20 protein-coding genes are annotated in these 22948 nt (G+C 37.1%); 10 read left to right on the top strand and 10 right to left on the bottom strand.

What is annotated here, in order from left to right; translation table 11 throughout:
* Positions 1–876 precede the first annotated feature (876 nt).
* From B3P16_RS08705 to B3P16_RS08695, 3 genes are all read left to right on the top strand, one after another.
* Positions 877–1854, top strand: a complete 978-nt coding sequence (locus B3P16_RS08705; protein WP_286842424.1) for a TlpA family protein disulfide reductase — start codon at positions 877–879, stop codon at positions 1852–1854.
* A 232-nt stretch (positions 1855–2086) separates the two neighbouring features.
* Positions 2087–2842, top strand: a complete 756-nt coding sequence (locus tag B3P16_RS08700; RefSeq protein ID WP_286842423.1) for a DUF6882 domain-containing protein — start codon at positions 2087–2089, stop codon at positions 2840–2842.
* Between the two features lie 175 nt (positions 2843–3017).
* Complete coding sequence (locus B3P16_RS08695) at positions 3018–3590, top strand: hypothetical protein (RefSeq protein ID WP_286753939.1); 573 nt, start codon at positions 3018–3020, stop codon at positions 3588–3590.
* 259 nt (positions 3591–3849) lie between these two features.
* Here B3P16_RS08695 and B3P16_RS08690 read toward each other — a convergent pair whose 3' ends face one another.
* Positions 3850–5067: a transglutaminase-like domain-containing protein gene (locus tag B3P16_RS08690; RefSeq protein ID WP_286753940.1), complete on the bottom strand. Its 1218-nt coding sequence runs from the start codon at positions 5065–5067 to the stop codon at positions 3850–3852.
* 335 nt (positions 5068–5402) lie between these two features.
* On the opposite strand from B3P16_RS08690, the gene B3P16_RS08685 reads away from it, so the two are divergent.
* Complete coding sequence (locus B3P16_RS08685) at positions 5403–6356, top strand: SphA family protein (RefSeq protein WP_286753941.1); 954 nt, start codon at positions 5403–5405, stop codon at positions 6354–6356.
* A gap of 403 nt (positions 6357–6759) precedes the next feature.
* Here B3P16_RS08685 and B3P16_RS08680 read toward each other — a convergent pair whose 3' ends face one another.
* The 3 genes from B3P16_RS08680 to B3P16_RS08670 all read right to left on the bottom strand — a co-directional run bounded on the left by B3P16_RS08680 (position 6760) and on the right by B3P16_RS08670 (position 10982).
* Positions 6760–9723 carry a response regulator gene (locus B3P16_RS08680; RefSeq protein ID WP_286842421.1) on the bottom strand — a complete coding sequence of 988 codons (2964 nt, stop codon included), beginning with the start codon at positions 9721–9723 and terminating at the stop codon, positions 6760–6762.
* A gap of 126 nt (positions 9724–9849) precedes the next feature.
* Positions 9850–10167 (bottom strand): nuclear transport factor 2 family protein, encoded by a 318-nt coding sequence (locus B3P16_RS08675; RefSeq protein WP_286753943.1) that lies wholly within the window; start codon positions 10165–10167, stop codon positions 9850–9852.
* Between the two features lie 23 nt (positions 10168–10190).
* Positions 10191–10982 (bottom strand): SDR family oxidoreductase, encoded by a 792-nt coding sequence (locus B3P16_RS08670; protein WP_115049220.1) that lies wholly within the window; start codon positions 10980–10982, stop codon positions 10191–10193.
* 129 nt (positions 10983–11111) lie between these two features.
* Here B3P16_RS08670 and B3P16_RS08665 point away from each other — a divergent pair, with 129 nt between their 5' ends.
* Positions 11112–11471, top strand: coding sequence for a winged helix-turn-helix transcriptional regulator (locus B3P16_RS08665; RefSeq protein ID WP_286753944.1), 360 nt, complete (start codon positions 11112–11114; stop codon positions 11469–11471).
* A gap of 245 nt (positions 11472–11716) precedes the next feature.
* Here B3P16_RS08665 and B3P16_RS08660 read toward each other — a convergent pair whose 3' ends face one another.
* The 3 genes from B3P16_RS08660 to B3P16_RS08650 form a co-directional block, all read right to left on the bottom strand.
* Positions 11717–12106: a DUF5856 family protein gene (locus B3P16_RS08660; RefSeq protein ID WP_046672983.1), complete on the bottom strand. Its 390-nt coding sequence runs from the start codon at positions 12104–12106 to the stop codon at positions 11717–11719.
* Positions 12107–12298: 192 nt separating this feature from the next.
* Complete coding sequence (locus tag B3P16_RS08655; protein ID WP_286753945.1) at positions 12299–12664, bottom strand: response regulator; 366 nt, start codon at positions 12662–12664, stop codon at positions 12299–12301.
* Positions 12654–14183: a PAS domain-containing sensor histidine kinase gene (locus B3P16_RS08650; protein ID WP_286842419.1), complete on the bottom strand. Its 1530-nt coding sequence runs from the start codon at positions 14181–14183 to the stop codon at positions 12654–12656. Before B3P16_RS08650 ends, B3P16_RS08655 begins: the two co-directional genes overlap by 11 nt.
* Before the next feature lie 1271 nt (positions 14184–15454).
* Here B3P16_RS08650 and B3P16_RS08645 point away from each other — a divergent pair.
* From B3P16_RS08645 to B3P16_RS08635, 3 genes are all read left to right on the top strand, one after another.
* On the top strand, positions 15455–16387 hold the full coding sequence (locus B3P16_RS08645; protein ID WP_286753947.1) for an alpha/beta hydrolase: 933 nt from the start codon (positions 15455–15457) through the stop codon (positions 16385–16387).
* 235 nt (positions 16388–16622) lie between these two features.
* Positions 16623–17066 carry a hypothetical protein gene (locus tag B3P16_RS08640; protein WP_286753948.1) on the top strand — a complete coding sequence of 148 codons (444 nt, stop codon included), beginning with the start codon at positions 16623–16625 and terminating at the stop codon, positions 17064–17066.
* Between the two features lie 174 nt (positions 17067–17240).
* Positions 17241–18269: an LLM class flavin-dependent oxidoreductase gene (locus tag B3P16_RS08635; RefSeq protein ID WP_286842417.1), complete on the top strand. Its 1029-nt coding sequence runs from the start codon at positions 17241–17243 to the stop codon at positions 18267–18269.
* Here the strand turns inward: B3P16_RS08635 and B3P16_RS08630 are convergent, their stop codons facing one another.
* The 3 genes from B3P16_RS08630 to B3P16_RS08620 form a co-directional block, all read right to left on the bottom strand.
* On the bottom strand, positions 18270–18851 hold the full coding sequence (locus B3P16_RS08630; RefSeq protein WP_286753950.1) for a Crp/Fnr family transcriptional regulator: 582 nt from the start codon (positions 18849–18851) through the stop codon (positions 18270–18272).
* A 263-nt stretch (positions 18852–19114) separates the two neighbouring features.
* Entirely contained in the window at positions 19115–19570 is a 456-nt protein-coding gene (locus B3P16_RS08625) for a GNAT family N-acetyltransferase (protein WP_286753951.1), read from the bottom strand.
* Positions 19571–19665: 95 nt separating this feature from the next.
* Complete coding sequence (locus B3P16_RS08620) at positions 19666–20226, bottom strand: HAD family hydrolase (protein WP_286753952.1); 561 nt, start codon at positions 20224–20226, stop codon at positions 19666–19668.
* Positions 20227–20594: 368 nt separating this feature from the next.
* Here B3P16_RS08620 and B3P16_RS08615 point away from each other — a divergent pair, with 368 nt between their 5' ends.
* Both B3P16_RS08615 and B3P16_RS08610 read left to right on the top strand, forming a co-directional pair.
* Entirely contained in the window at positions 20595–21404 is an 810-nt protein-coding gene (locus B3P16_RS08615; RefSeq protein ID WP_286769862.1) for an aminoglycoside phosphotransferase family protein, read from the top strand.
* A gap of 623 nt (positions 21405–22027) precedes the next feature.
* Positions 22028–22831, top strand: coding sequence for a hypothetical protein (locus B3P16_RS08610; protein ID WP_286753954.1), 804 nt, complete (start codon positions 22028–22030; stop codon positions 22829–22831).
* Positions 22832–22948: the final 117 nt, after the last annotated feature.

The following is a 22948-nucleotide window of genomic DNA, read 5'->3' as shown; positions in this document are numbered from 1 at the left end:
GCTAGAAAACCTATTTGTATGTTACAGGACGGTGGGATTTGCTTTCATTGATACAGAAAATAAATAATGGCAGCACCATTGTATTAATTATAGGGCTTGAGTATTTTACGGATCAAAACGATTTTTCAAAAAATAGAGGATGACCTATATTGTTCAAGAATTGTTTAAGTATTTCATGTCCTGCAACCAGACTACAAATTTCGCCCCATAATTTTCTTTGTTTTCAACAATTTGGGGTGCTAACTTATGACCTATAAAATCTTTAAAAATACAAATCGATTCAATGGTAAAAAACTTAATATGTTTAAACTTTTTATTGACAATATCAGGATTGTAATGTTGAAGATTATTCCTTTTTAAAGAAGAAAGGAGATAATTATTATGAGATAACCTATCAGTCAAAGTTGGACGACATTGTTTTATTTTTTAGATTTCAATCTGTGTCAGGACATTGGTATCAAGCATATTATAGTTTTGAATGGAACTAGATAAATGATCATTTGGAAAGAGCAAATTAATAAATCTTCTTTTGACCATCTTCAAGGGAGACTTTTTCTCAATATTTACGATAGCATAGATTTCGTTCAATGAGGCTATGCGATTAGGTGCGAACTTACAACCTATCTTTTCTTGATACTACAATGGTAATTTTCTCACCAAAGGATTAGTTTTTTGCAGATGAATTGCATTTGTGATCTATAACTAGTAATTTGATTAGTATAAACCTAATTAATAGTTATGGGAAAACGGTCAACTGCATTATTGGCTATAGTTTCATTCTTGTTATCAATGCCTTTGATAATCTTAGGGCAGAGGAATAACGGCTTTATTATTCAAGGAAAGATCGACACTGTTCCGAATGCGAAATATAGAATTATGTATAGAAATAATGAAAAGAAAATAGATGATTTGCTACAATTATCTGCGGATCGAACTTTTACTTTTCATGGTAGTATTGGTGAGCCGACGCGGGTTAATTTTATTATTGATAATGATTTCAATCCACGACTTGTAAAAGATCAAATTGTTTACTCATTTTGGGTTTCACCAGGGGATACGGTTGACTTTCATGGTCTAACAGGTTGGCTTGTGGGCCCTAAAAGCAATTTGAAAATAGATGATAGCAAATATGTATTGAAAGGTTCCACATTGGATAAGATAGCAATTACCTATGGCGAAAACCGAAGAGCCATCTATTTATCAAATAAAGACCAAGAAAAAGCGACCGGACTAGAGGACAGCATAATAAGCAAATTTATCCAAAACAATCCTAACAGTTTCTATAGCTTATACCTTTTGAACAGATCTTTTTCGTCCTTGAGTAGACACCCCGACTTGCTAAATACTTTGTATAACGCATTGTCAACCGAACAAAAAAATAGCTTCACAGGCATACTTTTGAACAAAAAGATAAAGGCTCAGCCTCAGCTTGAAATCGGCAAAAGTCTTCCCATTTTTGAGCTTGCAAACGATAACGGCAATCTCGTTAGTCTTGAAGACTTCAGAGGTAAATATGTTTTGGTTGAGTTTTGGGCAAGTTGGTGCGGGCCATGCCGCAAGGAATTTCCCCTTTTGCAATCTTTGCATAGCGAATACAAATCAAAAAACTTTGAGATCCTGGCCGTATCGATCGATGAATCACGTATGGACTGGCTTACAGCAATAAATAATGAAAAGCTTTCATGGACTAATGTAAGGGACAAGGGGGGGCTTAGTGGTGAACTTTATCAGATTTTTGGTTTAAAAGGAGTTCCTGACAACTTTCTTTTAGACAAAGAAGGAAAGATTGTAGCACGAAACCTTCGGAGTAGTGAATTAAAAAAAGTATTGCATAAATTGATTTCGGACAATTAGTTATAGGAAGAAGCAAAACGTTATTATTCTAAAAATGACATAGATGTGACTGCATTACATTGATTCAGGTTTATTCCATTGCGGGATACAGAAGAAAATTTTATTTATTTTGATCAATAGATGCCATATGATTATATTGTCACTCTGATAGAAGCTGAAAGGCCGGATAGTCATTCAGTTTTAAGTAGTTAGAAATGTTGTAAAGACTGCCAAAAATAAAACATATACAAAGTTGGGAATAAATTACGAACAGTTTGCTGGTAAAAAGTGTCGTGAACTTATGCAAATCCAGGAAATATTTAGAGAACAATTGAGCATGGACGGCTATCAACATTGGTTTTACGATGCTGAACTTGCACTCTTGCGGTTATACAATGACGATAAAGATCAATTGTATTTCAAATATATTCCTATTGGTACTTTTTCACTTACATCAGAAACGTGGATGTGGAGTTGGTTCAATGACCATTGTCTCGAGCCTAATAAGGACAGCACATTTGCAGTTAGAGAATTTGGAATCAAAAACGATTATCGAAAATTGATAGATGGAACTTTCCCAGCCGATGAGTTCGATTGTTGGGAATTTGCGGCGATATCTTTTGATCTTTTGGGCGGCATGGGAGTGTATAGGGTTTCCACCGAAAAGCTCCAAAGCTATTTTCTCATCATTGCTGTTTTAGAGGAAGATTCTCGGGAAGTTATCCATTTTAACCAAGCAAAAGTTGAATGCAAAATCCATGGACGATCAAGACCCGCATTTATTTGTCAGCATCTAAACTTAGCGGATCCCAAAGGCTTTGAAGAGGCTTTTGAAACATATAGAGGGATGGAACTTGGTGACGATGACGATTTTCAAGCTTGGTGTGATAAATGTGAAAAGGTCAGGCTCAGAAATAATGGTTGGAACGAAGATTCTGAGAAATTCGCAAATATCAAACTTATCTGTGAAGACTGTTACTTTGAACTGAAAAGCTTTAATTGTCATTGAAATTGATGGTTATCACCTCAAGTATAGATGCTTTAAAACCAGCCTTACAAAATTATTAGCTATGTTAGAAAAATTATGGTGGAAAATCTAGAAGAAATAAAGATAGATCTTTTTCAGTTTATAAGGGATAAGTCTAGAATGGATGATGAACCCATGTGTACCAAAACAATCGTATATGAAATTTAGCAAAGAAAATTGGAGTCCTCATGAATATGAAGAATGGCTCGAATTAAACCTTGATCTGATTGGTAATTTAATTTCTGACGACAAAGTAGCAAAAGCTTTAAACGGCGGTGTTCCAGAATCATTTGCTCCGTTTTCAAGTTTTAATAGGAAAGAAAGCTTTATATACTTTCAAACACTAAATGATTATTTCGATAAAAATTTTGAAAATGGTTTAGAATATATTGTATTTGGATCAGACGGAGCTGGGAATCCTTTTTGTATTAATAAATTAAACAACAACGAAATTGTCCTTTTAGATTTTGAACTGGAGAAGATTGTCTCAACAAACAGAAACATAGATGAGTTTTTGGATTCAATATTGGCCTACAGAATGTTTATTAACGTTGTACAATCAAAATATGGTGCGGAAGCTTTATTTGATAACTTGTATAGGCAAGAGGATATTGAAACACTCAAACAAAAATTCTCAAAAATAAACGCTGATTTGCTATCAAGTTCGGAATTTTGGAAGCAGGAAATTGAAGAATTGATTGTAAATAAAAATGATAGTCCGACAAGTTGAATTTAAGCGTATGAAAATCTGCGATCAACAAATTGTGTTTATAAATACGCGGTAATGACGGGCATTCACGTAAAGTCAAAGCCTTCGAGTCTGAGCTAGAAATTAAAATTCTATTTCGAAACGTTCCCAAATTATGATGAGCAATAATATGATAAAAAATGAATCACAAAAATCTCCTAGCACTAATTTTCATTGTAGTAAGCCAATTAGCGAATGTAAAATTTGCAAAAATCGTTAATAAAGATGAGTATGTTGTTATTTATTGCGGAGATCTCCAGAAGTAGGCAGGATCGAATGTAATCACATTGTTTTTTAAATATTTGTTATTGCTTTTGTTAAACCCGCTTGGAACTAAAGAAATGTACTGCAGATCAGGGTCGGCAGGCCTATATCTACTTTCTGTGTTAAACTGGCTTTTATTTGTGCATTGAATCCAATATAAATTCTTTGCCATATAATAATCCAGGTACCAAAGTTTATTTACTTTGGACTCTGGGTTTAGCTTGAGCGATTGATTATTTTTTAAATGCTCCCTGACTTCTTCAATGCTCAGTAAATTGTTGTTGTCGTCCATCACAAATGTGCCATGGGAAGGATCCATCCACAGCCATTTTTTTAGAGTTTCAGCATATACGCTATTGATTACATGGCAATCAGTATCTTTGTCGTCTTTTGGCATGCACGTAACATAGCGTGACTTAAATCCCATAGCGAGATACATTTCATTTAACGTCATCGCTTTGTGCCGACAGTTGATACCTTTTCCTGTTGCCTTGTGGTAGTTGTAAAAATCAATTGCGTCAAATTCACATAGCGCCCAATTGCTGCCGTCATATTTGATGTTGTTTGCCACAAAAAACATGATATTACGGATTTTGGAAATTTCGTCGCCATTACCAGCTATCGAGTCCAGGTTGAAAAAACTTTTTACCGCTGATAAATTACGATTGCTTGTTACCTCGTAAGTAAATGTCGGCAAAGAGTCACTATTTGCAGAAACATATCCTCCAGATTGCTGCAGCAGGGTTAATTTATCGTATTGCTTCAGTTGGGCTAATGCTTTTAAAAATTTACTTTCCTTACGAATATTATTTAGATCATGATCATTTAAAGCATTACGATAGTCGGTATATCCCCACAAAATTGCCTTTTCAAAACTTGAAATAGCTTGTTTTTTTTGATTGAGTAATGATTGTAAACAAGCAAGGTTGTAGTTTATATTCGCATTAATTTCACTTATCGTAGTTTGATATTCCTGCTTTTCTTTTTCAGACAGCTGTAAGCTGTCCATTTTGGCCGATATGGCATTTAATACTGTGGTTGCTTTTTGATAATCCTTTGCCGGGTAATAATTATTATATTCCTGTTCTAAATTCTTAAAGTCTGAGAGGAATTTATGCCATGTCGTAGAAGCTGTCTGCGCGAATACACAGGTGGTCAATAGCATGAAAAGAAGGAGGTTAAATAATAGTTTCATTGGGGGGTTTTAGTTTAAGTAAATAGCTTTATTTTATCAATGTCAACTGTAATTTTGTGCTTGAAAAGCGTTGTTCTACGATTTTATAAAATAGATTTTGCTTTAAGACAGTTATGCCATGTGAAATATTACATCTGGCTCGTAAAATATTATCCAAATACTTTTTAAATAATTATTGCTTAATTCGCTGTGATCGAATATCGTCTTTAATACATTTAAGCGCTGCGCGAGTAGGAGGATGAATATAAAGTGGAAATTATCTGGAAAATGCAACAAAACACGCGTAGAGTTGTTTGCATTTTGAATGATATTATAAGGGATTAATGATTCGTCATATGAAAAAGATATTTTATGTGTTTCTATTTATCCTTTCCATGATGAAAGTTTATGGTCAGGGGCATTACAACGGTTCATCGTTTAATCCCAACGATTATTTTGCTCCGCATGAAGGGTTGATTATACCAGTATGGTATGGTTATGCCAATATGAATTATTTCAATGGTCAGGGTAAAAAGACAGATCAATTGATTAATCCGGTTCCTGGAAATCCTACTACTTTACAAATTGAACAAAAGGTGATCACGCATTCTTTTATCCTGATGGCAATTTACGGAGGAAAGGGGAAGATCTTGGGCGCCAATTGGGGACTGATGGTTATTCCGACAGTAAACAGTCCTACCGCCAATATTGCGTTGGACTACTATTCGCAGCAGACAGGTCCTGGAAGATATGTTTTTACCAATAAGAGTTTAGGATTTGGCGACATGTATGTACAGCCAATCTGGTTATCATGGAAGCAGGGGAAGTTTCAATATGCATTAAATTATGGCCTATGGGCGCCGACTGGGAAATACGAGCATGGTAGTTTAGATAATGGGGGGCATGGATATTGGTCACATAATATCCGTGGTGCTCTTAAATATAAACCAACTTCCAAGATCAATTTAAGTATTGCTCCTACATTAGAGATCAATCAGTGGCAAAAAAACACTGACTTTAAAGAAGGAAGTCATCTTACTTTTGATTTAGGTGGTTCATATCTACTGAATTCTCGGGGAGATGAAGTAGGGTTATTTGGTAACTATTCAAAACAAGTATCCGATGACAAGGGAACAGAAGGAAGTTTTCTTTCTGACCAAAATGCTGGAATAGGTGCATTCGGATCGTATTGGGTGGTACCTCATAAAATCGGTATAATGGCCCGGGTAACGCAGAATTTTGCAACCGAAAATAGATTTGGCGGGATTGCTTTTCAAACGGGTGTAAATTTCCTACTACCGGCAAAATAACTCAGAGGATGCTATAAAACACGGCTTTTGTGTTTGCTTGGAGCTCCTGTAGGCGAAATTGGTTAACTATTGGTTCTCCAAAAAGAGTCGTAAAAGATTCCCTTTGTTTATTTGAAATGCCTTCAAAAATTTCAGTCCACCATAGTGGAATGTCATTGATCAATGTACCGAGTACTTTTTCTGCAGGTGAATGCAGAGTTGTTGTAATACTGTAATTTTCCAAATTGGCGGTTTTATAATTTTTGTTGTGATAACCAAAATTAAGCTTTAGTATCCAAAACTCAAGCTTGACATAGGATAAGTATTACCAAATGTATTATAAGCACTTTGGTGGACGATAAATTATAGATGGCGCGATAATATGAACTCATTTATATGCTAAGCACTCCTATTTCTATAACTATTAAACACTAATATATTTTTTGAGTACTTCGAGAAGGTCTGCCCGCCGTATTGGTTTAGGAAGAAAGTCATTCATTCCGGATTCAAGACATTTTTCTTTTTCTCCCAGCACATTTCCGGCGGTAACACCTATGATCGGGATGTGTTGATATCCTGACAGCATTCTAATATTTTGTGTTGCCTCAATACCACTCATTATCGGCATCTGTACATCCATAATAATAAGGGAAAACTGCTTTTTCCTGCATTCTTCCAAAGCTTGTAAACCGTTTGCAGCTTCCGTTAAATGTATGTTGGGAGCTAGAGACTTCATTATCCTATTGTTCAGGACCATATTTACTGGGTTATCATCAACCAAAAGCACATCTAATTCCCGTGCAAATGCATGCGAATCTTTTTCTGGCTGATCCTGAATAATTTCTAATACAGTACTTCTGTCTACCTTTTTTAGGGTTTTGTATAGATCATGTGATTTTATAGGCTTCAACAGCAAATGTGTATTTTCTATTTTTCTAACTGAAGTAAGTATATCCAGTTCTTCCGAAGAAGAAGAAAGTACTATAAATGGAGCGATCTCCTTTCGCTGATTTAACAAGCCTTTTATTTTCTCAATTGTTTCCAATCCAGACATGATAGGCATATGATAATCCATCAAAATCACATCAAACCGCTCACCCTTCAACATGATATCCAGTGCTTCCATGCCGTTAGAAGCCAATGTGGATTTGATATTTTTATAGGTAAGCATGTGTTCAAGGATAATCCTGTTGCTTTCATTATCATCTACCACTAATGCCTTTTTAATAGCCGTTTCATCTTCTTCCTTCCATTCAGACTTTTCGTATGGAACCGTGAGATCGAAGAAAAATACAGATCCGCTGTCTATCTCGCTGTTTAGAGATAAATGACTCCCCATATAGCCCAAGATATTGTTTGAGATCGTTAGCCCTAGTCCCGTACCGCCAAATCGCTTGCTGATTGAACTGTTTTCCTGGGTAAAGGCATCAAAAATATATTTCTGTTTCTCAACAGGAATGCCGATTCCTGTATCTCTTACCGAGAAACGCAAAGCAATCGTATGATCATCCATGCGCAATTTCTCTACTTTTAGTTCGATCTCACCCTTTTCTGTGAATTTCACAGCATTCCCTAGCAGATTGATCAAGATCTGTTTTAACCTGGCTTCATCAATAAAAAGTGTTTTCGGGAGGCCCGGCTCAACGTTGAGAAGAAGTTCGATGTTTTTTTTCTGGGATTGATAAAGAATCACGTTGATGACTTGACTTAACATATCATACAAGTCACTTTTTTCGATCAAAAGTTCCATTTTTCCGGATTCTATTTTAGAAAAATCCAGTATATCATTGATAATGCTGAGCAGGTTTTCTCCTGATTCGTTGATGTAATTCAGATATTGTGTTTGTGTTTCATTCAGCGGTGTACGGAGGAGGAGGTCTGAAAATCCAATAACTCCGTTCAAAGGCGTACGGATCTCATGACTCATATTGGCCAGAAATTCGGATTTTGCCCTGCTGGCTATATCCGCAGTTTCCTTAGCGCTTTTCAGTTCTTCGTTTATTTTTACGGAATTTGTAATATTCTGTATGGAAATAATTATACCTCCAACCTCATCTTTTGTAAGATACCATGGCCCGACTTTAAGGTCGTAATGCTGAATTTCTTCTTTACCTTCCACCTTTACCGCAAAATCCCCATCGATGTACGTTTCTCCCAAAAGCGCATTCCTGTAAATTTTTTTTCTTTCTTCTGGAATATTAGGCGATATTGTAAATATATTATTGCCGATAAGATCGACATTATTCATATTAAATTCATCTCGCCATCTACTACTTACAGCAACGTAGTTAAGGGCTTTGTCCAACATTGCCAATGGAATAGGAACATCGGTGGCAAAAGACTGCATCATAGCCTCCTTCTCGGCAACCTCTAGAAACATTTTTTTGAAGGCATCAATGTCCTGAATAATTCCAAAAACCCTGTGGCATATTTCATTTTCAAATTCGGGAATACCCTTTATCCTTACCCAAATCGTAACGCCGTCATTACGCATGAGTTGCAGCTCCTCATCAAAAGAAATTCCTTGTTGTACTGCTCTGTTAAATAGATATTCTATTCGCTCTCTATTTTTTCCTTCGTAAAATCCAAGGGCATTTTCAAAAGTTGGTTGGAAATTAATGTTAGTTTTATGAATTTCTCGCACACTTTGAGACCAAGTGAGTTTTCCGCTTTTCATATTGACTTCCCAGCCTCCCACTTGGGCAACCGCACTTGTTTCCTCGAGCATTTCCTTCGTATAAAACAGATCTTTTTCCAACCTGTCCCGGCGCATTATGTCAGATTTTAGTTGAATATAGACGAAAATGGTGACACCGATTGCCGCAACTGCAGAAAATATAATGAACAAAACGGTCCGTTTGGTGGAGTTATTCAGGTCTTCATTTTTTATAGCAAGCTGACTTTCTCCATGTTTTACAAATTCCTGAACAAGCATTCGACATTTATCCATGATCTGCTTGTTTTGTTCAAGCTCTTCTGGGGTCATTAATATACCCTTTTTACGATTATTAATCAGCGAGGCATATTCTTTCATCAGCAGGTCTGAGGTGTGCCGCAGTTCATGAAAGATATTAATTTGGAGTTTATCTTTAAGATTAAACCTTTCTTTGTCAGCAATAAGCAGGGGATATTCTTTCCCGCTTTTATCCAACGGTTCAAGAAATTCTTCCTTGCCGGTAAGCTGGTAACCCCGATTGCCAGTTTCAGCATTTAACAGCGTGTTTAAAATATCCTTTATTAAACTGATAGATTCCTTCGTTTTTAAGAGGCTTTGCCTACTTTCCATCTGCTTATGTATGCTAATATAAGAGGCTATAGAACCCGTAATCAGCAGTATTAAAGAGAGCATTACACCGATCTGAAGATTTCTAATAATTTTTTTTGGCATAGGATGGTTGTTTACTGTTAAGATACTAAAAAAGTAAATAATTACCCCAGATTTCCTATTGAATACTTTGAATAATAATCCAAAGGTGGACAATGCTACTATCGGCGCCAATAATATATTGCACTGTTAAGTTGTTATTTTCAGATATTTAATTCGATCATTAAACAACTGGAAATGATATCTCAAAACAACGGGACTACCAGGAAATGTGCCTGCAGTCTCTGCTGATAAAATATTTTCGCTTTCATTAAAATCTAATGGTGCCATGGTCGCCCCGTATTCTTTGTTAGCTTTGTCAATCCAGTTTCTAATTTCAATTTTTCCCTTGTGTTTTTTTCCCTCATCAAATACTTCTGCATCTTCAGTAAAACAATTCGCATAAGCACCACTGTCAAATTTGTTTTGTGCTTTCAGGAGTTCGGAGATAATGTTTGGTAAATTCATATTTTCAAATCTTAGGAAGATTATTAAATGGTTGGTAATGTTCCGCCGTCAATTACGTATTCTGTCCCCGTTAGATAGCTGGCTCTTGGTGAAACTAGAAAGCCAACAAGTTCAGCTACCTCTGCAGGCTCTGCAGGTCTCCCGAAAGGGATCCCGCCCAGTGCATCCATTACGCCCTGTTGCGCCTCTTCTATAGTACTGTTCGAATTTCTTGCAATTTCGCCTAGCCAGGCTTCAGATGCGGTGGTATTGATCCAGCCAGGCGAAACCGTCAGTACACGGACACCTTTAGGAGTAACCTCGTTCGATAAGCTTTTGCTGTAGTTCCTCAATCCAGCCTTTGCCGCTGCGTAAGGTAATGTTGAATCATATAAGGGTAATTTGCCCTGAATAGAAGCAATGTGGATGATCACACCGTTTTGGCGTTCTATCATCTGCGGTAAAAAGCTCCTATCTAGACGGATCGGAGCCAAAAGGTTAGCTTGCAGTGTCGATTCCCAATCCTCATCACTTAACACAGCAAATCCTCCTGCGGGGGTAGAAGATCCACCAAGGTTGTTTACCAAGATGTCTAGTCTACCATAGCTCGAAAGCACTTCGCTCACCACTTTTTGAGCCCCTTCTGCTGTACTCAGATCGGAAGCAATGAAATGCAGCTTGCTGTTTTCCAGGTCGGGGACGTTTCTTGCGGTAATCACAACTGTTGCTCCAGCCTGTAATAGTCTTTCCGCGATTGCTCTTCCAGTGCCTTTTGTACCCCCTGTTACCAAGGCAATCTTGTCTGATAATTCGTTGTTGAAATTAAATTGTTCCATTTTTACAAATTGTTTATAGGACAAAATTGAGGTATAAAACCAGCCTGTGCAAGTACGGAATTACGATTCATATAGGGATAAATTTTTCCCCTATTGTACAAATCGGAACATACCCTTAATTTTGAAAATATGTATGAGAGAAAAATAATTCCGAACCTAAATTGCGGTCTCGACTTGATAGGTGAAGTGCTTTACGGAAAATGGAAAATACGCTTGCTCTGGTTTATTGACCAGGGACATAAAAGACCGAGTGAATTGCAGCGTAAGATACCAGACGCCTCCAGACGGGTGCTGAATATACAGCTGAAAGAACTGGAAGATCATGAGCTAGTCATGAAGAAAATATATCCTGTCGTTCCTCCAAAAGTTGAATATTCGCTTACAGATTTAGGGATGAGTTTAATACCCATAATTTCCGCATTAGGACACTGGGGTGATCAAAACGAAGATAGACTGCGGACAATAATTTTAAAAAGAATTTTAGGATAATACCCCTAATTGCTCTAGTTGGTAAAGTATTTTAGTTTATCCAAAATTTCTCTTTTATTTTCTTGCTCTTTGCAAGAAAATAAAATCATTAAAAAATGCAGTAATCAAGACGTTGGCTAGTAAAAATAGCGTGCTATTATTTTTGTTACTGGAGGGGAGAGCAATTGGTTACTCAATTTAATCTATAAAAAAACGGCCGAATATAGGTTCGACCGTTACTCAGGAAAAGCTCCCGAACATGGGCATTACTCCAATCTTTTTAATCTGAACAATAACTGTTGGACAGCTTCTTGCGCATCATCAATAATGGATTGTGAGAAGTTTTCCTTAAAAAGTCCTTCTCGTTTGTTTTCAACTTGCTTGTAAAAATCCTCAATGTATTTGATGTAATTAGCCGGTTTTGACGTTTGGGGAATCACGATATCAAGTGTACCTTCCAATGAAAAAGTGGTTTCCACCAGTCTGTCTGTAATATCAATAAGAGACTCAATCGCTTGGTCTAAAGAAATATGAGCCTCATAGCTCCCTTTTCCTGTTATCGACCAATGGGTCAGCTTCAATGCGTTTCTGAATGAAATCATTTCACCTAAAAAGTTCGCAATTTCCTGTTTTGAGTTCTGTTGTTTTTTTGCCATGATATTTTACTTTATTTAAGTCACATTTTTGATTATTATAACAACAACCTAGCGGTCAAAGTTTCTAATTTATTGGAAAAACCGCTAGTGATCAAGAAATCAAGGATATCCGGATTTTCGACTGTATAGTTTTGTGTGCCAGCAGGGCCTACCCAACGAAGTCGGACGAAATTAGGAGATTGTACTATACTTTTAACTAGCCAATACGTCGTGAATACTGGATGTAATTTCATTTAAATCAAAAGGTTTCGCAATAAATCCGTTTGCGCCAAGTCCTTCGGCAACATCGCGACCATCTACACTGGCGGATAGAACAAGGATAGGTATATTTTTGATTTCGGGTGTATTGCGTATGATTTTAATCAGCTGGTCGCCCGAAAGCACAGGCATCCAGAGATCCAATAACAAAAGATCTGGCTGATATGCTATGAGCTGTTTGGTCAGATTTGTACTGTTTGTTTCGCTTAAGACCTGGTAACCCTCCAGATCCAAGAATAATTCCAGCATCTCAACAATGCCTTGGTCATCGTCACAGATCATTATTTTCTTACTTTCCATCGTTTTCTGTCCTCATTATTGGTAATGTGAAATTAAAAGTAGAACCTTCTCCGGGTTCGCTTTCTACCCAAAGGGTTCCGTTGTGATGCGTTATGATCTCGTGCGATACATAAAGTCCAATACCTAATCCCGGAAATTTCTTTTGGGTATGGCCGGCGCGAAAGAAGCGCTCAAATATTTTTTGCTTGTCGACATTTGCTATTCCCATGCCATAGTCTCGTACAGAGATCTTGACAAAATTGGCAACCCTGTGAATGGCAACGTCGATTCTATTTGAACCCGGTGAATATTTGATCGCATTGGACAACAGATTATTGATTACCTGAATAATTTGTAATTCATCGCCGCTAACTGTAGCATCTGTGGAGCCAAATAGGTTTATTTTGTAACCAGGTACACCTACCATTATATTGTCAATGGCTTCCCGAATTGTATGATCTATGGCAAATGGCTCCATGTGGAGCTCAATATGGCCAGACTGTATTTTTGAGGTGTCTAGTAATTTAGTAATCAATATATTCAGTCGATCTATATAGGCCGAAATTTTATCCAGTGTACTGACAAATTTATTGTCGGAATGGTCTATACTAAGTCGTTGCAGAATCTGTACAAGCCCCTTAATGGTCGTTAGGGGCGTCTTTAGTTCATGACTAGCGACGGACAAAAAATCGTCTTTACGTAGATCCTGTTCTTTTTTCTCGGTGATGTCTTCAATGGCGATCAGGATACGGTCTTTATATTGCCCTTCAAACTCTATGCGATAGGCATTTAATAACATCACTTTGCGGCCGATATGCGGAAATACATGTTCTACTTCGTAGTCAATTACGGGATTGCTGGTTGGTAAAATATGCGTAAGAAGTTCCTTCAAGGAGGGGATATCCCATTGCTTATTGCCCAGATCAAACAATAATTTTCCTACAGTCTCCTCTGAGGAGACGTGAAATGATGTTAAAAAATGTTTATTTGCACTCAGCACAGTATAATTGCCATCGAGTACTAGAAGACTTTCGCGAACCGTTTCAATCATGCTCGAGAGGAAGCTTTCCTTCTCCTGCAATTCTTTGGTCCGTTGCTGTATTTTGATCTCAACATTGTTTTTTTCCTCCCGAAGTTCGTGTTCGGCCTTTTTACGCGAGGTAATATCATTTTGAACACCAATAAAGTGCGTCACCTGGCCGGCCTCATTCTTCACAGGTGAAATGAAAAGCTCATTCCAAAAAAGTGTTCCGTCTTTGCGGTAATTGCGAATTTCGATCTTACATTCTTCACCATTTTTGATACAATCTTTGAGGATGTAGCGTTCAGGTTGAGAACGATCCTGCGCTTGCAAAAAGCGACAATTGTGACCGATAATTTCATCGTGTGAATAACCACTGATGTTTTCAAAGGCCTTATTGCAATAGATAATCGGATTATCATGCTGCAAATTATCGGTGATAATAATGCCTGAATAAGCAGAATTTAAAGCCTTAAGATATATATTTAATTCATTAATGCCTGACGCACGTTTTCCCATATAGTGTTGTATTCCAAATATTGTTGTCCAATTTAATCTATAAAACTAAAACCAATGAAAAACAGCCTGTTTTTTTTGAAAAACACGTATAAATCCGCGTCAGGAGTTTAGCTAGCATGTGGTACTGTACACCAAACAACATAAACTGAGCGTATTTGAAACACGCTCAGTGGATAAATTGAGATGTAAAATGATTTCGCTTCCATTATTTAATAAACGGTCAAAATAGCTAAAGACAATTGCTATCTTTGTATTAAAATTAGTCAATAATCGTAGTGATACTGGCTTGAGTAAATTGTGGATGTTCATATTAATTTCACAGTTGAAAAGTAGAATTCTATGGTAGTACCCACTTCCAATTACGTCGAAGGGGAGGAAATTTGAGGATATAATTATCCTAAGATCGGCTTGGGGAAGCTATGAACCTGAAAACACCGAATAAAATGTCACATCGTAGAAAATTATTCTTCATTGGAATAACATTATGTCTTTCGTCAATTCTAATGTTATTATTTGGCGTCGGAATGTTTGCTTCGAGAGGTGATTATAGCTCATTCATAATAGAATTATCAGAATTTTGCTTCATATCTTGGATTCCATTTTTAATAGTTGGAATTTTACTTGTATTAGTGTCAATTATTTTAAGTGGATTTCAATCTTCCAAAATAAAAAAAACATAAACAGGTTGGCAACATAGCATTCGGCATATATGGATGATTCTTTGAGTCCGTATAGTTTTTTGACTTCTTTCTTTTTCCATAACTACGATAGCTAATTTTTCTTTTTCCAACTTGAAAAAATGTAATTGACAGCTGTTGCTAGGAAGGTTAACACCCAAATAATTAATGAGTAAAATAGTACCACTAATGATGCTCCACCTTGAAAATCAGCAGGATCTATATAAAGAAAAACATTAGCTATAAGGCTAATACACACAATAAATATCAGTCGAACTTTTTCTCCGTTGCCAGCTGCTAAAATTCGATAGATAATATAGGAAAATAGAAGTATATATAATGTATATACCATTGTAAATTCATGATCTATGGGAAACATAATAGCTCTTATTTAGTCTTCTGGTACCATATCCTAATATTGCCTAAAATATTACTTACAAATTTGTTAGTAACATACATTCAGCGGTGTATTATAGTAAATGTATGACTTCTATTTAATTTTACTTGAAATTTTGATAGCCTATCAAAAAGATTCTCGGAATACGCGTGATACCGGGAATGATTTTCAATAAAAACATAAATCATAGTAAAGAAATGAATACAACTAAATTGACTCCTGAAATAACTAAAATAATTGAAAACCTGAACAAGCTTCATGTGTTTGACGGCATAAATTCATTAGATATAAGCCGCAAAGGATATGAGACAATGGCCATTCAGCTCAGCGGCAAAAAAGAAGCAGTGAAAATGATAGAAGAATTTAATATTCGTAGCAAGAATCACGAAATTCCTGTGAGAATATACCGACCCAATGAAATTATAAATGAAAAATCACCGGCTATCGTTTATCTTCATGGCGGTTGGTTTATTTCGGGAAGTTTTGAGACGCACGATGCTATTGTCCGTCAATTGGCCAATGCTACGGGTTCTGCCATTGTTTTTGTCGACTATCGACTGGCGCCAGAGTATCCTTTTCCGGCTGGTTTCGATGATGCTCAATCAGCGACTGAGTGGGTCGTTAATAATTCGGACTCTTTAAACATCGATAAAAATATGATCGGAATTATTGGCGACAGTGCGGGGGCAGCCTTAGCCGTAGGAGTTTCGACACGGCTTGGTGAGCATTTGAGGTTTCAGGTGTTGATTTATCCGGCAGCTGATAATCAATTAAATACACAGTCATGGAAAGACTATGAAAATGGTCCGATTATTAATAAAGAGGAAGGAATAAAAGCCTGGAATTGGTATCTAACCGACCCAATGGATCAACAGAACCCCATGGCAATTCCTCTTTTGATTAAAGATTTTAAAAATACGCCTCCAACGTTGATTTTATTGGCTGAACACGATCCTTTGCGGGATGAAGGAAAACAATTGGCAGCGAATATGAAAACCTCCGAAATACCAGTCAAAATTACTCATTACAAAGAGATGGTCCATGGTTTTTTGCATATGGGAGCTGTTTTAAGAGAAACCAGAGAAGCTTTTCGGGACATCGCAGCATTCACAAAAGAAAACTTAAAATAATCTTCCGAAAAGTTACTTCAATATAGGGTGAGGTATTTCTGCAACCATCCTCCGCAAGAGCAAACGATCGATTTGCCAGTTCTGAACAAACTTCTCTGGACTGTCCTGAAAGCTTAATACATTGTAGCAAAAATTTCGTCTGTGGATTTGATTAAACGATTTTAGGTTGTCCATTGTTCTCAGAATAACTGCACAAAAACAGTACAAAAAAGGTTGAAAACGTAAAAAGCAAAATATGAATGGATTTAATAAAAATATGTTGGGCGGATTGATCGGTGCGCTCGTACTCAATGTGGTCCATAGTGCTGCCAAGAGATTCGATCCCAAAGCACCAGAAGTGGATAAAGTAGGCGAAGAAGCGATGCAGAAAACAGTGCGTTTTGCTGGATTTAAACCGCCAAAGGGTAATGCACTGGTGGCGGCAACTTTTGGGGCAGATGTAGCTTCCAATGCCATGTTATATACCCTCATCGGATATGGAGGTCAGAAAAATATGCTGCTCAAAGGAGCGCTGCTCGGAACAGTAGTTGGTCTGGCAACACTGACTATTCCTGAACAGGCCGGACTGGATGCCAAGCCAATAAAAAAGACTGATCGTACCAAGTTAATGACCGTGGCCTGGTATGTGATCGGAGGAGTGGCCGCTGGTCTAGCCATGAAAGCGATGAGCAAGAATTAAGAAAGATTCGAGTTGATAGACTTATCAGATTGCATTGTTCAATGCATGCTCCTTTAAGTGCCAATCTAAAATGAAAAAACATCTTTTTTGATCTAGATCATCGTTTTAAGCCGTCGGAAAAATAGAAATTTGAATAGCTTTCAATAAGGGAAGTCTATCAGATTAAAAGTAATTATGGAAATAGGAATAGATAGTTTTATCGCTACCGGAGCATATGATGGTGGGTTGAGTTCAGCGGAAAATATAACAGCAATGGAAGCCCTATTGTCAAAGATAGCGTTTGCAGATCAGGCAGGCTTGCATGTCTTCGGGCTCGGGGAACATCATAGAAAAGAATTTTTAGATGAATCACCAGCAGTTATACTGGCTGCAGCGGCCGCTAGAACTCAGCATATCCGTCTAACGAGTGCGGTTACTGTAGTGAGTGCGGCGGATCCGGTAAGGGTATTCCAGGAGTATGCAACATTGGATATTATTTCTAAAGGGCGGGCTGAGATTGTAGCCGGAAGAGGATCATTTATTGATGCTTTTCCGTTATTTGGGTTCAACACGCAAGACTATGATGCACTATTCGAGGAGAAAGTCAAATTGCTTCTAGAATTACGTGATCATGAAACAGTAACCTGGAAGGGAAAATTCCGGGCAGAGCTGAAACAACAGGCAGTATATCCGAGGCCGGTGCAGGAGCAACTCCCTGTTTGGATAGGAGTGGGAGGCACGCCACAATCATTTATTCGAGCCGGAATACTGGGGCTCCCATTAATGGTAGCCGTCATCGGCGGTGAAACCCATCGGTTTCGGCCTTTGATAGATTTATATTATGAGGCCGGACAAAAAGCCGGACATCCTCGGGAGAAGCTTAAAGTAGGATTACATTCACTCGGTTTTGTCGCGGATACAACATCAAAGGCTAAAAATCTTTATTTTCCGGGGTATCAGGAAATGATGGGCAAAATTGGAAAGGAGAGAGGCTGGTCGACGCCAACGCGGGAAATGTTTGAGGCCCAAGCTGAGCCGACTGGCGCCTATGTTATTGGCAGTCCCGAAGAAGTTGCAGAAAAGATATTGCGACATAGTGAGGCATTGGGTGGTATCTCAAGATTTACATTTCAGATGGATAACCCAGGACTGAGCAAGGAAGATACATTCAGAGCTATTGAATTAATCGGAACAAAAGTAATTCCCATGGTAAATCAATCCTGATTATTTTTTGACTGCCCGGGACCTGATTCTGCTCAGCGTTTCTTTGGTAATACCTAGATAAGATGCAATCAGCTGCTGTGGAAATCGCTGTGTAAATTCAGGATAGCTATCAATGAGCATATTATAACGTTCTTCAGCAGTCATACTTAGGGCAGCATTTATTCTTTTTTGGCTTGCATAAGAATAATTTTCATCCAATAGGCGTGTAAGTTCATTCATGATTGGAAGAGAAAATACATTTTCTGCGGCATTTTTTGTCAATACAAGCAAATCAGTATCTATACAAGCTTCAATATAGAAGGCGGAGGGTGTGATTTTTGCAAAACTTTCACGGTCACCGACCCACCAGCCTTCAATATAAAGACTCATGATGTGCTCGGTACCTTTAGCGTCTATACTGTATTTTTTCATAGCACCTTTGACAAGGAATCCCATGTTATTACTTATGTAACCTTCCTGCAAAAATGTTTGACGTTTTTTGATTTTACGGTGCACAAAATTATTTTTTAGGATCCCGATTTCATCTAAGGTTAGGGGTCTGGAGACCCGCGAATTGATATAGTTGATTAAAGTATCGTACATTAGTCGTTGTTTTACCTGATACAAAAGTAAATATACCTACTTTTATTTTTTATGTAATTTTTAGTTTGGATGCTTCGGCTGTTGATCGACTTTTCTAAAATTGTTTTATATTCCTTAATCTTAGCAGCCGATGGTATCCTAAATTTTAAATCCGTTTGTATCGTAAGGTGGCTCCGAAAATACTTCATGCATGTGAGAAGGGATATTCCTTATTGAGTCGCCCCAAATAATGGATTGACCAAAAGGATACGATAGCAGGCCTGTTAAACAGACCTTTTCTTGTGGGCATCAGATAGCATAAGATAGGAATTATCCGTCTCACCAACAATTTTGAAACCAACGTTTAAGTATAGTTTTTTAGCCTGATTGGTTTTTAAGACACTTAATGTGATCGATTTCTCTGTTTCAATAGCTTCCTTTATCAAATCATTCAATATTTTCCTACCGACCCCTTTACCTTGGTAGTTGGGTGTGATCTGAATTTGTATCAGATCAATATTATCGTGTTGTCTATCCACTTTTAAAAGCCCAATAGGAATGTCTTCCATTTCAATTATTAAGGCATGTTCAAATTTATAATCAATCCTTTGTAAATGCGCTTTTTCTGAGATGGGTAATGAACTGGCAATTAAATGCGGAGTCATGGTCTGTTTTCTGAGGTCCAGCAGAAACTTGAGGTCAGTTTTTAATGCGCGTCTGAATTTGATCTCTAATATCATTCGTTCGTAAATATAAATATACAAGTCGGAAATTATCTCGGTAAGGGGACAGCAAAAAATATATTCGCTATTTCGATTAATTTTATAGCTGAATCCTACACGTAATCTGCAAAAACTTCACTCTTCCAATATCTTTTCTCGATTCTCCTGACATTTTCGACATTTTTAAATTTCTTTAAATAGGAAGCCAGTAGGAGTAGCTCGCCATCGTTAGTATTTCCTACAAATTCAACTATTTGGATTGCATTGCTATAGTTCAACATTGATTTTTCAGCCGTATCATCAATAATAAGCGTTTTTTCCAATAAGAAGCCTTTGCGTTTTACTTTGGATAACCTTTTTACGTAATAGTATTCATCAGTCACACTCATTCTTTTTTTTGTCGTGCGCGATCGTCCCCAGATAAACTCAAAATTGACAGCGGCTGGTTTTATTTTATCAACGAGTTCCTGCACGTAACTATCATCCGCAGAGCTCCAAATGGCCAGTTTAAAATCTCCAGCCATCTTTGTTAAAAAATAGGTTAAATTTGGACGGACATATACATAATATGGCCCTATAACAAAGTCTTCCTGCTGTATCAACTTATTTTTTGTCGCGTACAACAATGTTTCGTCCAAATCCAATACTAAAAGAATATCCTTTATACTATTCATACAGGTGCATTTGCGGTATTCTGACCTTAATTTCCAAGTTCCTCGAAGTTCGCTCGGCCCATTGTTATCTAGCTTTCCCAATATGTCTGGCCAATAGACTATTTTTCCTAAAGCTATAGTTGGACTTTTCTAATTGATAGGGGATATCTACATTATCCTGTATCCATATCGCTTACTTTCGTTTATTTCTATGAGAATATCAACTAAATATATGAAAAAAGAATGCACAAAAAACCATGTTACATTTATTTGTACTTACAATTTCTTACACTGGGCGCTTATGATTCGAATGGTTTTGTGTAATTTACTTCTTTGCTAATATCTTAAGGCAATTAAAGTCAAGGATGTAAATTTTATAAAACCATTAAATGACTGAACCAATACTAGCGTTATATATCAAAAAATGGAATCTTTCACGGGAAGGAGCAAGTTTTAGAACAAATTCAAGCTTATTACAACCCTGTGTTTATGACGGATTAAAAGCAATGCTCAAAATTCCATTTATAGAAGAAGAACTTCGTGCGTCAAAACTTTTGCAGTGGTGGGATGGTAAAGCCGCAGCCAAAGTTTTAAAAGTAGATTCTAAAGCCATTCTACTCGAGAGAATAGAAAATGAAAATAATGTATCATTGATAAATTTAGTAAAGCAGGGTCAAGACAACGAAGCAACTCGTATCATTTGCCAGACCGCTAATAAGCTCCATAGTTCTCAAGGAAAAGAATTACCCCCTTTAATTTCTCTAATGGATTGGTTTGCCCCACTTTTAAACGAAGTAAATTTCTCCGATGAAATTTTAAAAGAGTCTGCTTTAGTAGCAAGTAGATTACTTTCTAACCAAACTGAACTCTGTGTGCTTCACGGAGATCTTCACCATGAAAACATCCTTTATTCGGATGTTAACGGTTGGTTAGCAATAGATCCAAAAGCATTATGTGGCGATAGAGCCTTCGACTTTGCAAACATATTGTGTAACCCTTATAAAGAAGTCGCTTTAGATAAAGGTCGACTCGTTAGACAAATTGAGGTAATTGGCCAAGAGACCAATATTGATTTCCATAGAATGCTAGACTGGGTAATCGCATGGGTAGGCTTATCAGCAATCTGGATGGAGGAAGATCATCTGGACGCCAGTTTACCGATACAACTAGCCAAAATTGCGTTGTCAGTGAAAAAATAGATTATGATTATTGGCGTCTTATAAAGATAGAAAACAATGTATTTTTCTGGGACTCATCGCTAAAATTTCTATTGACTGACTCAATATTTGGATGACCCTCATTGCGTCTTCAAAGTTTATCATAACACACTCTGGAACCCAGCAGAGATGCCTCGCATGATCTATGCAATGAAATCCGATTATCTGAAATGCGGTTCCTTCTTTTGAAAATTAGTAATTCACTACCGGATTCTTTTAATTTGCTCTCCAATTGGGATTGGTTTAAAATTGATTGAAAGACACTTTCCTGAATAAAAACATAACCGTTAAAGTCTTTCTGAATATTTATGAACGAAAAAAGATTGTCTCGCGCTAAAGTTTGAATGGACAAGGTACTTTCATTCGATAAGCTTTTGCTGTAATTTTCAGGATGATAAAAAGGAAGTGGTACTTCCGCTCCTTGATCCAGGTTACAAAAATTTACAACTGTACAGCGAATCATAATTTTCTGCTCACGGATTTTAAATAGGGGGCTATGGATATTGTCGAATACCTTATTTTTATTCTTGAATAATTGGGAACTGTAACGGAATAAACTATAAAAGTTATTACTATGCTTGGTGCTTAAATCTGAACAAAGTCTTATGAAATCAATTGGGAAATTTCTGCAATGGTTGGTGGCTGCTGCCTTCATCGTTGTCATCGTTTTTTGGGGTAATAGTTACCGTTATTTTATTTATGCGCTGGTATGCTCTTCTTTGCTTTATTTCCTTTTACAAAAAATAGTCCTTAGCAAATTAGGTAATAGCGATGGCCGGGAAGCCCACTATGATGTGAATGGAAGACGCATAACGATGCAAGGTGGCAAGCGCGTGGCGTTTGGGATCCTATTGGTAGCAGTTTATATTTTAATAATTTCCCTTTTTTCTGTAAGTCCATCTTTGGAACGTAAAGAGTTTGCGCTGACGCATCCGAGCTGGGCTGCTACAGCACCCGCTATCATAAACTTCGAGTCTAAAATACAAAGAGGAAAAACAAAATATGCGTATTTAAGTATCGAATACCGGTATACTGCGAACGGACAGCTGTATTTGCGGAAATTAGATAAGGCGGAAAAGCGCTATGCATTTTTACCTGTTATGGGCCAGCGACGTTTTGAAGAGATGCGGACTGAACTGTTTGACAGAGCAAAGAGAAAAATATCCGATAAGGAATACATATTGTTTTACAATCCACAAAATATTGAACAGCAAAAGTTTTTTCTTGCAGACGATTCTTTTTATCTGCAAGGATCTTGGCTATGCGATATATTATTTGTCTATTTATCATTGTTCGTATTTATTGTGATTATAGCGTTTCTGTTTAAAAAAGACTATAATAATAGGATGAAAAAATCTAATTCGACCATACATTATTACCGTCGTACAGATTATTATGAAAACAGATAAGGTTTTTTGATTTCATAAACCCTGAATTTTCTCACAATATTTAATACCACAAAGTAATTGTTTTATGAGTGCAGAATTTGTAAAGCTGGGTGTCGTTTCCTATAACAAATTTTCTAT

Origin of the sequence: Sphingobacterium sp. UBA7631, assembly GCF_002483935.1 — a bacterium.
In the GTDB taxonomy this organism is placed as follows: Bacteria; Bacteroidota; Bacteroidia; order Sphingobacteriales; family Sphingobacteriaceae; genus Sphingobacterium; species Sphingobacterium multivorum.
Note: the sequence above shows the minus strand (reverse complement) of the source record. Positions and strands in the feature narration are given on the sequence as shown.

Excerpts from the sequence above, each read along its gene's own strand:
- B3P16_RS08680 (WP_286842421.1), bottom strand. The coding sequence starts at position 9,723 with ATGCCAAAAAAAATTATTAGAAATCTTCAGATCGGTGTAATGCTCTCT.
- B3P16_RS08625 (WP_286753951.1), bottom strand. The coding sequence starts at position 19,570 with ATGATATTAGAGATCAAATTCAGACGCGCATTAAAAACTGACCTCAAG.
- B3P16_RS08610 (WP_286753954.1), top strand. The coding sequence starts at position 22,028 with ATGAAATCAATTGGGAAATTTCTGCAATGGTTGGTGGCTGCTGCCTTC.
- B3P16_RS08685 (WP_286753941.1), top strand. The coding sequence starts at position 5,403 with ATGAAAAAGATATTTTATGTGTTTCTATTTATCCTTTCCATGATGAAA.
- B3P16_RS08665 (WP_286753944.1), top strand. The coding sequence starts at position 11,112 with ATGTATGAGAGAAAAATAATTCCGAACCTAAATTGCGGTCTCGACTTG.
- B3P16_RS08695 (WP_286753939.1), top strand. The coding sequence starts at position 3,018 with ATGAAATTTAGCAAAGAAAATTGGAGTCCTCATGAATATGAAGAATGG.
- B3P16_RS08655 (WP_286753945.1), bottom strand. The coding sequence starts at position 12,664 with ATGGAAAGTAAGAAAATAATGATCTGTGACGATGACCAAGGCATTGTT.
- B3P16_RS08635 (WP_286842417.1), top strand. The coding sequence starts at position 17,241 with ATGGAAATAGGAATAGATAGTTTTATCGCTACCGGAGCATATGATGGT.
- B3P16_RS08615 (WP_286769862.1), top strand. The coding sequence starts at position 20,595 with ATGACTGAACCAATACTAGCGTTATATATCAAAAAATGGAATCTTTCA.
- B3P16_RS08690 (WP_286753940.1), bottom strand. The coding sequence starts at position 5,067 with ATGAAACTATTATTTAACCTCCTTCTTTTCATGCTATTGACCACCTGT.
- B3P16_RS08630 (WP_286753950.1), bottom strand. The coding sequence starts at position 18,851 with ATGTACGATACTTTAATCAACTATATCAATTCGCGGGTCTCCAGACCC.
- B3P16_RS08670 (WP_115049220.1), bottom strand. The coding sequence starts at position 10,982 with ATGGAACAATTTAATTTCAACAACGAATTATCAGACAAGATTGCCTTG.
- B3P16_RS08705 (WP_286842424.1), top strand. The coding sequence starts at position 877 with ATGTATAGAAATAATGAAAAGAAAATAGATGATTTGCTACAATTATCT.
- B3P16_RS08675 (WP_286753943.1), bottom strand. The coding sequence starts at position 10,167 with ATGAATTTACCAAACATTATCTCCGAACTCCTGAAAGCACAAAACAAA.
- B3P16_RS08620 (WP_286753952.1), bottom strand. The coding sequence starts at position 20,226 with ATGAATAGTATAAAGGATATTCTTTTAGTATTGGATTTGGACGAAACA.
- B3P16_RS08645 (WP_286753947.1), top strand. The coding sequence starts at position 15,455 with ATGAATACAACTAAATTGACTCCTGAAATAACTAAAATAATTGAAAAC.
- B3P16_RS08650 (WP_286842419.1), bottom strand. The coding sequence starts at position 14,183 with ATGGGAAAACGTGCGTCAGGCATTAATGAATTAAATATATATCTTAAG.
- B3P16_RS08640 (WP_286753948.1), top strand. The coding sequence starts at position 16,623 with ATGAATGGATTTAATAAAAATATGTTGGGCGGATTGATCGGTGCGCTC.
- B3P16_RS08660 (WP_046672983.1), bottom strand. The coding sequence starts at position 12,106 with ATGGCAAAAAAACAACAGAACTCAAAACAGGAAATTGCGAACTTTTTA.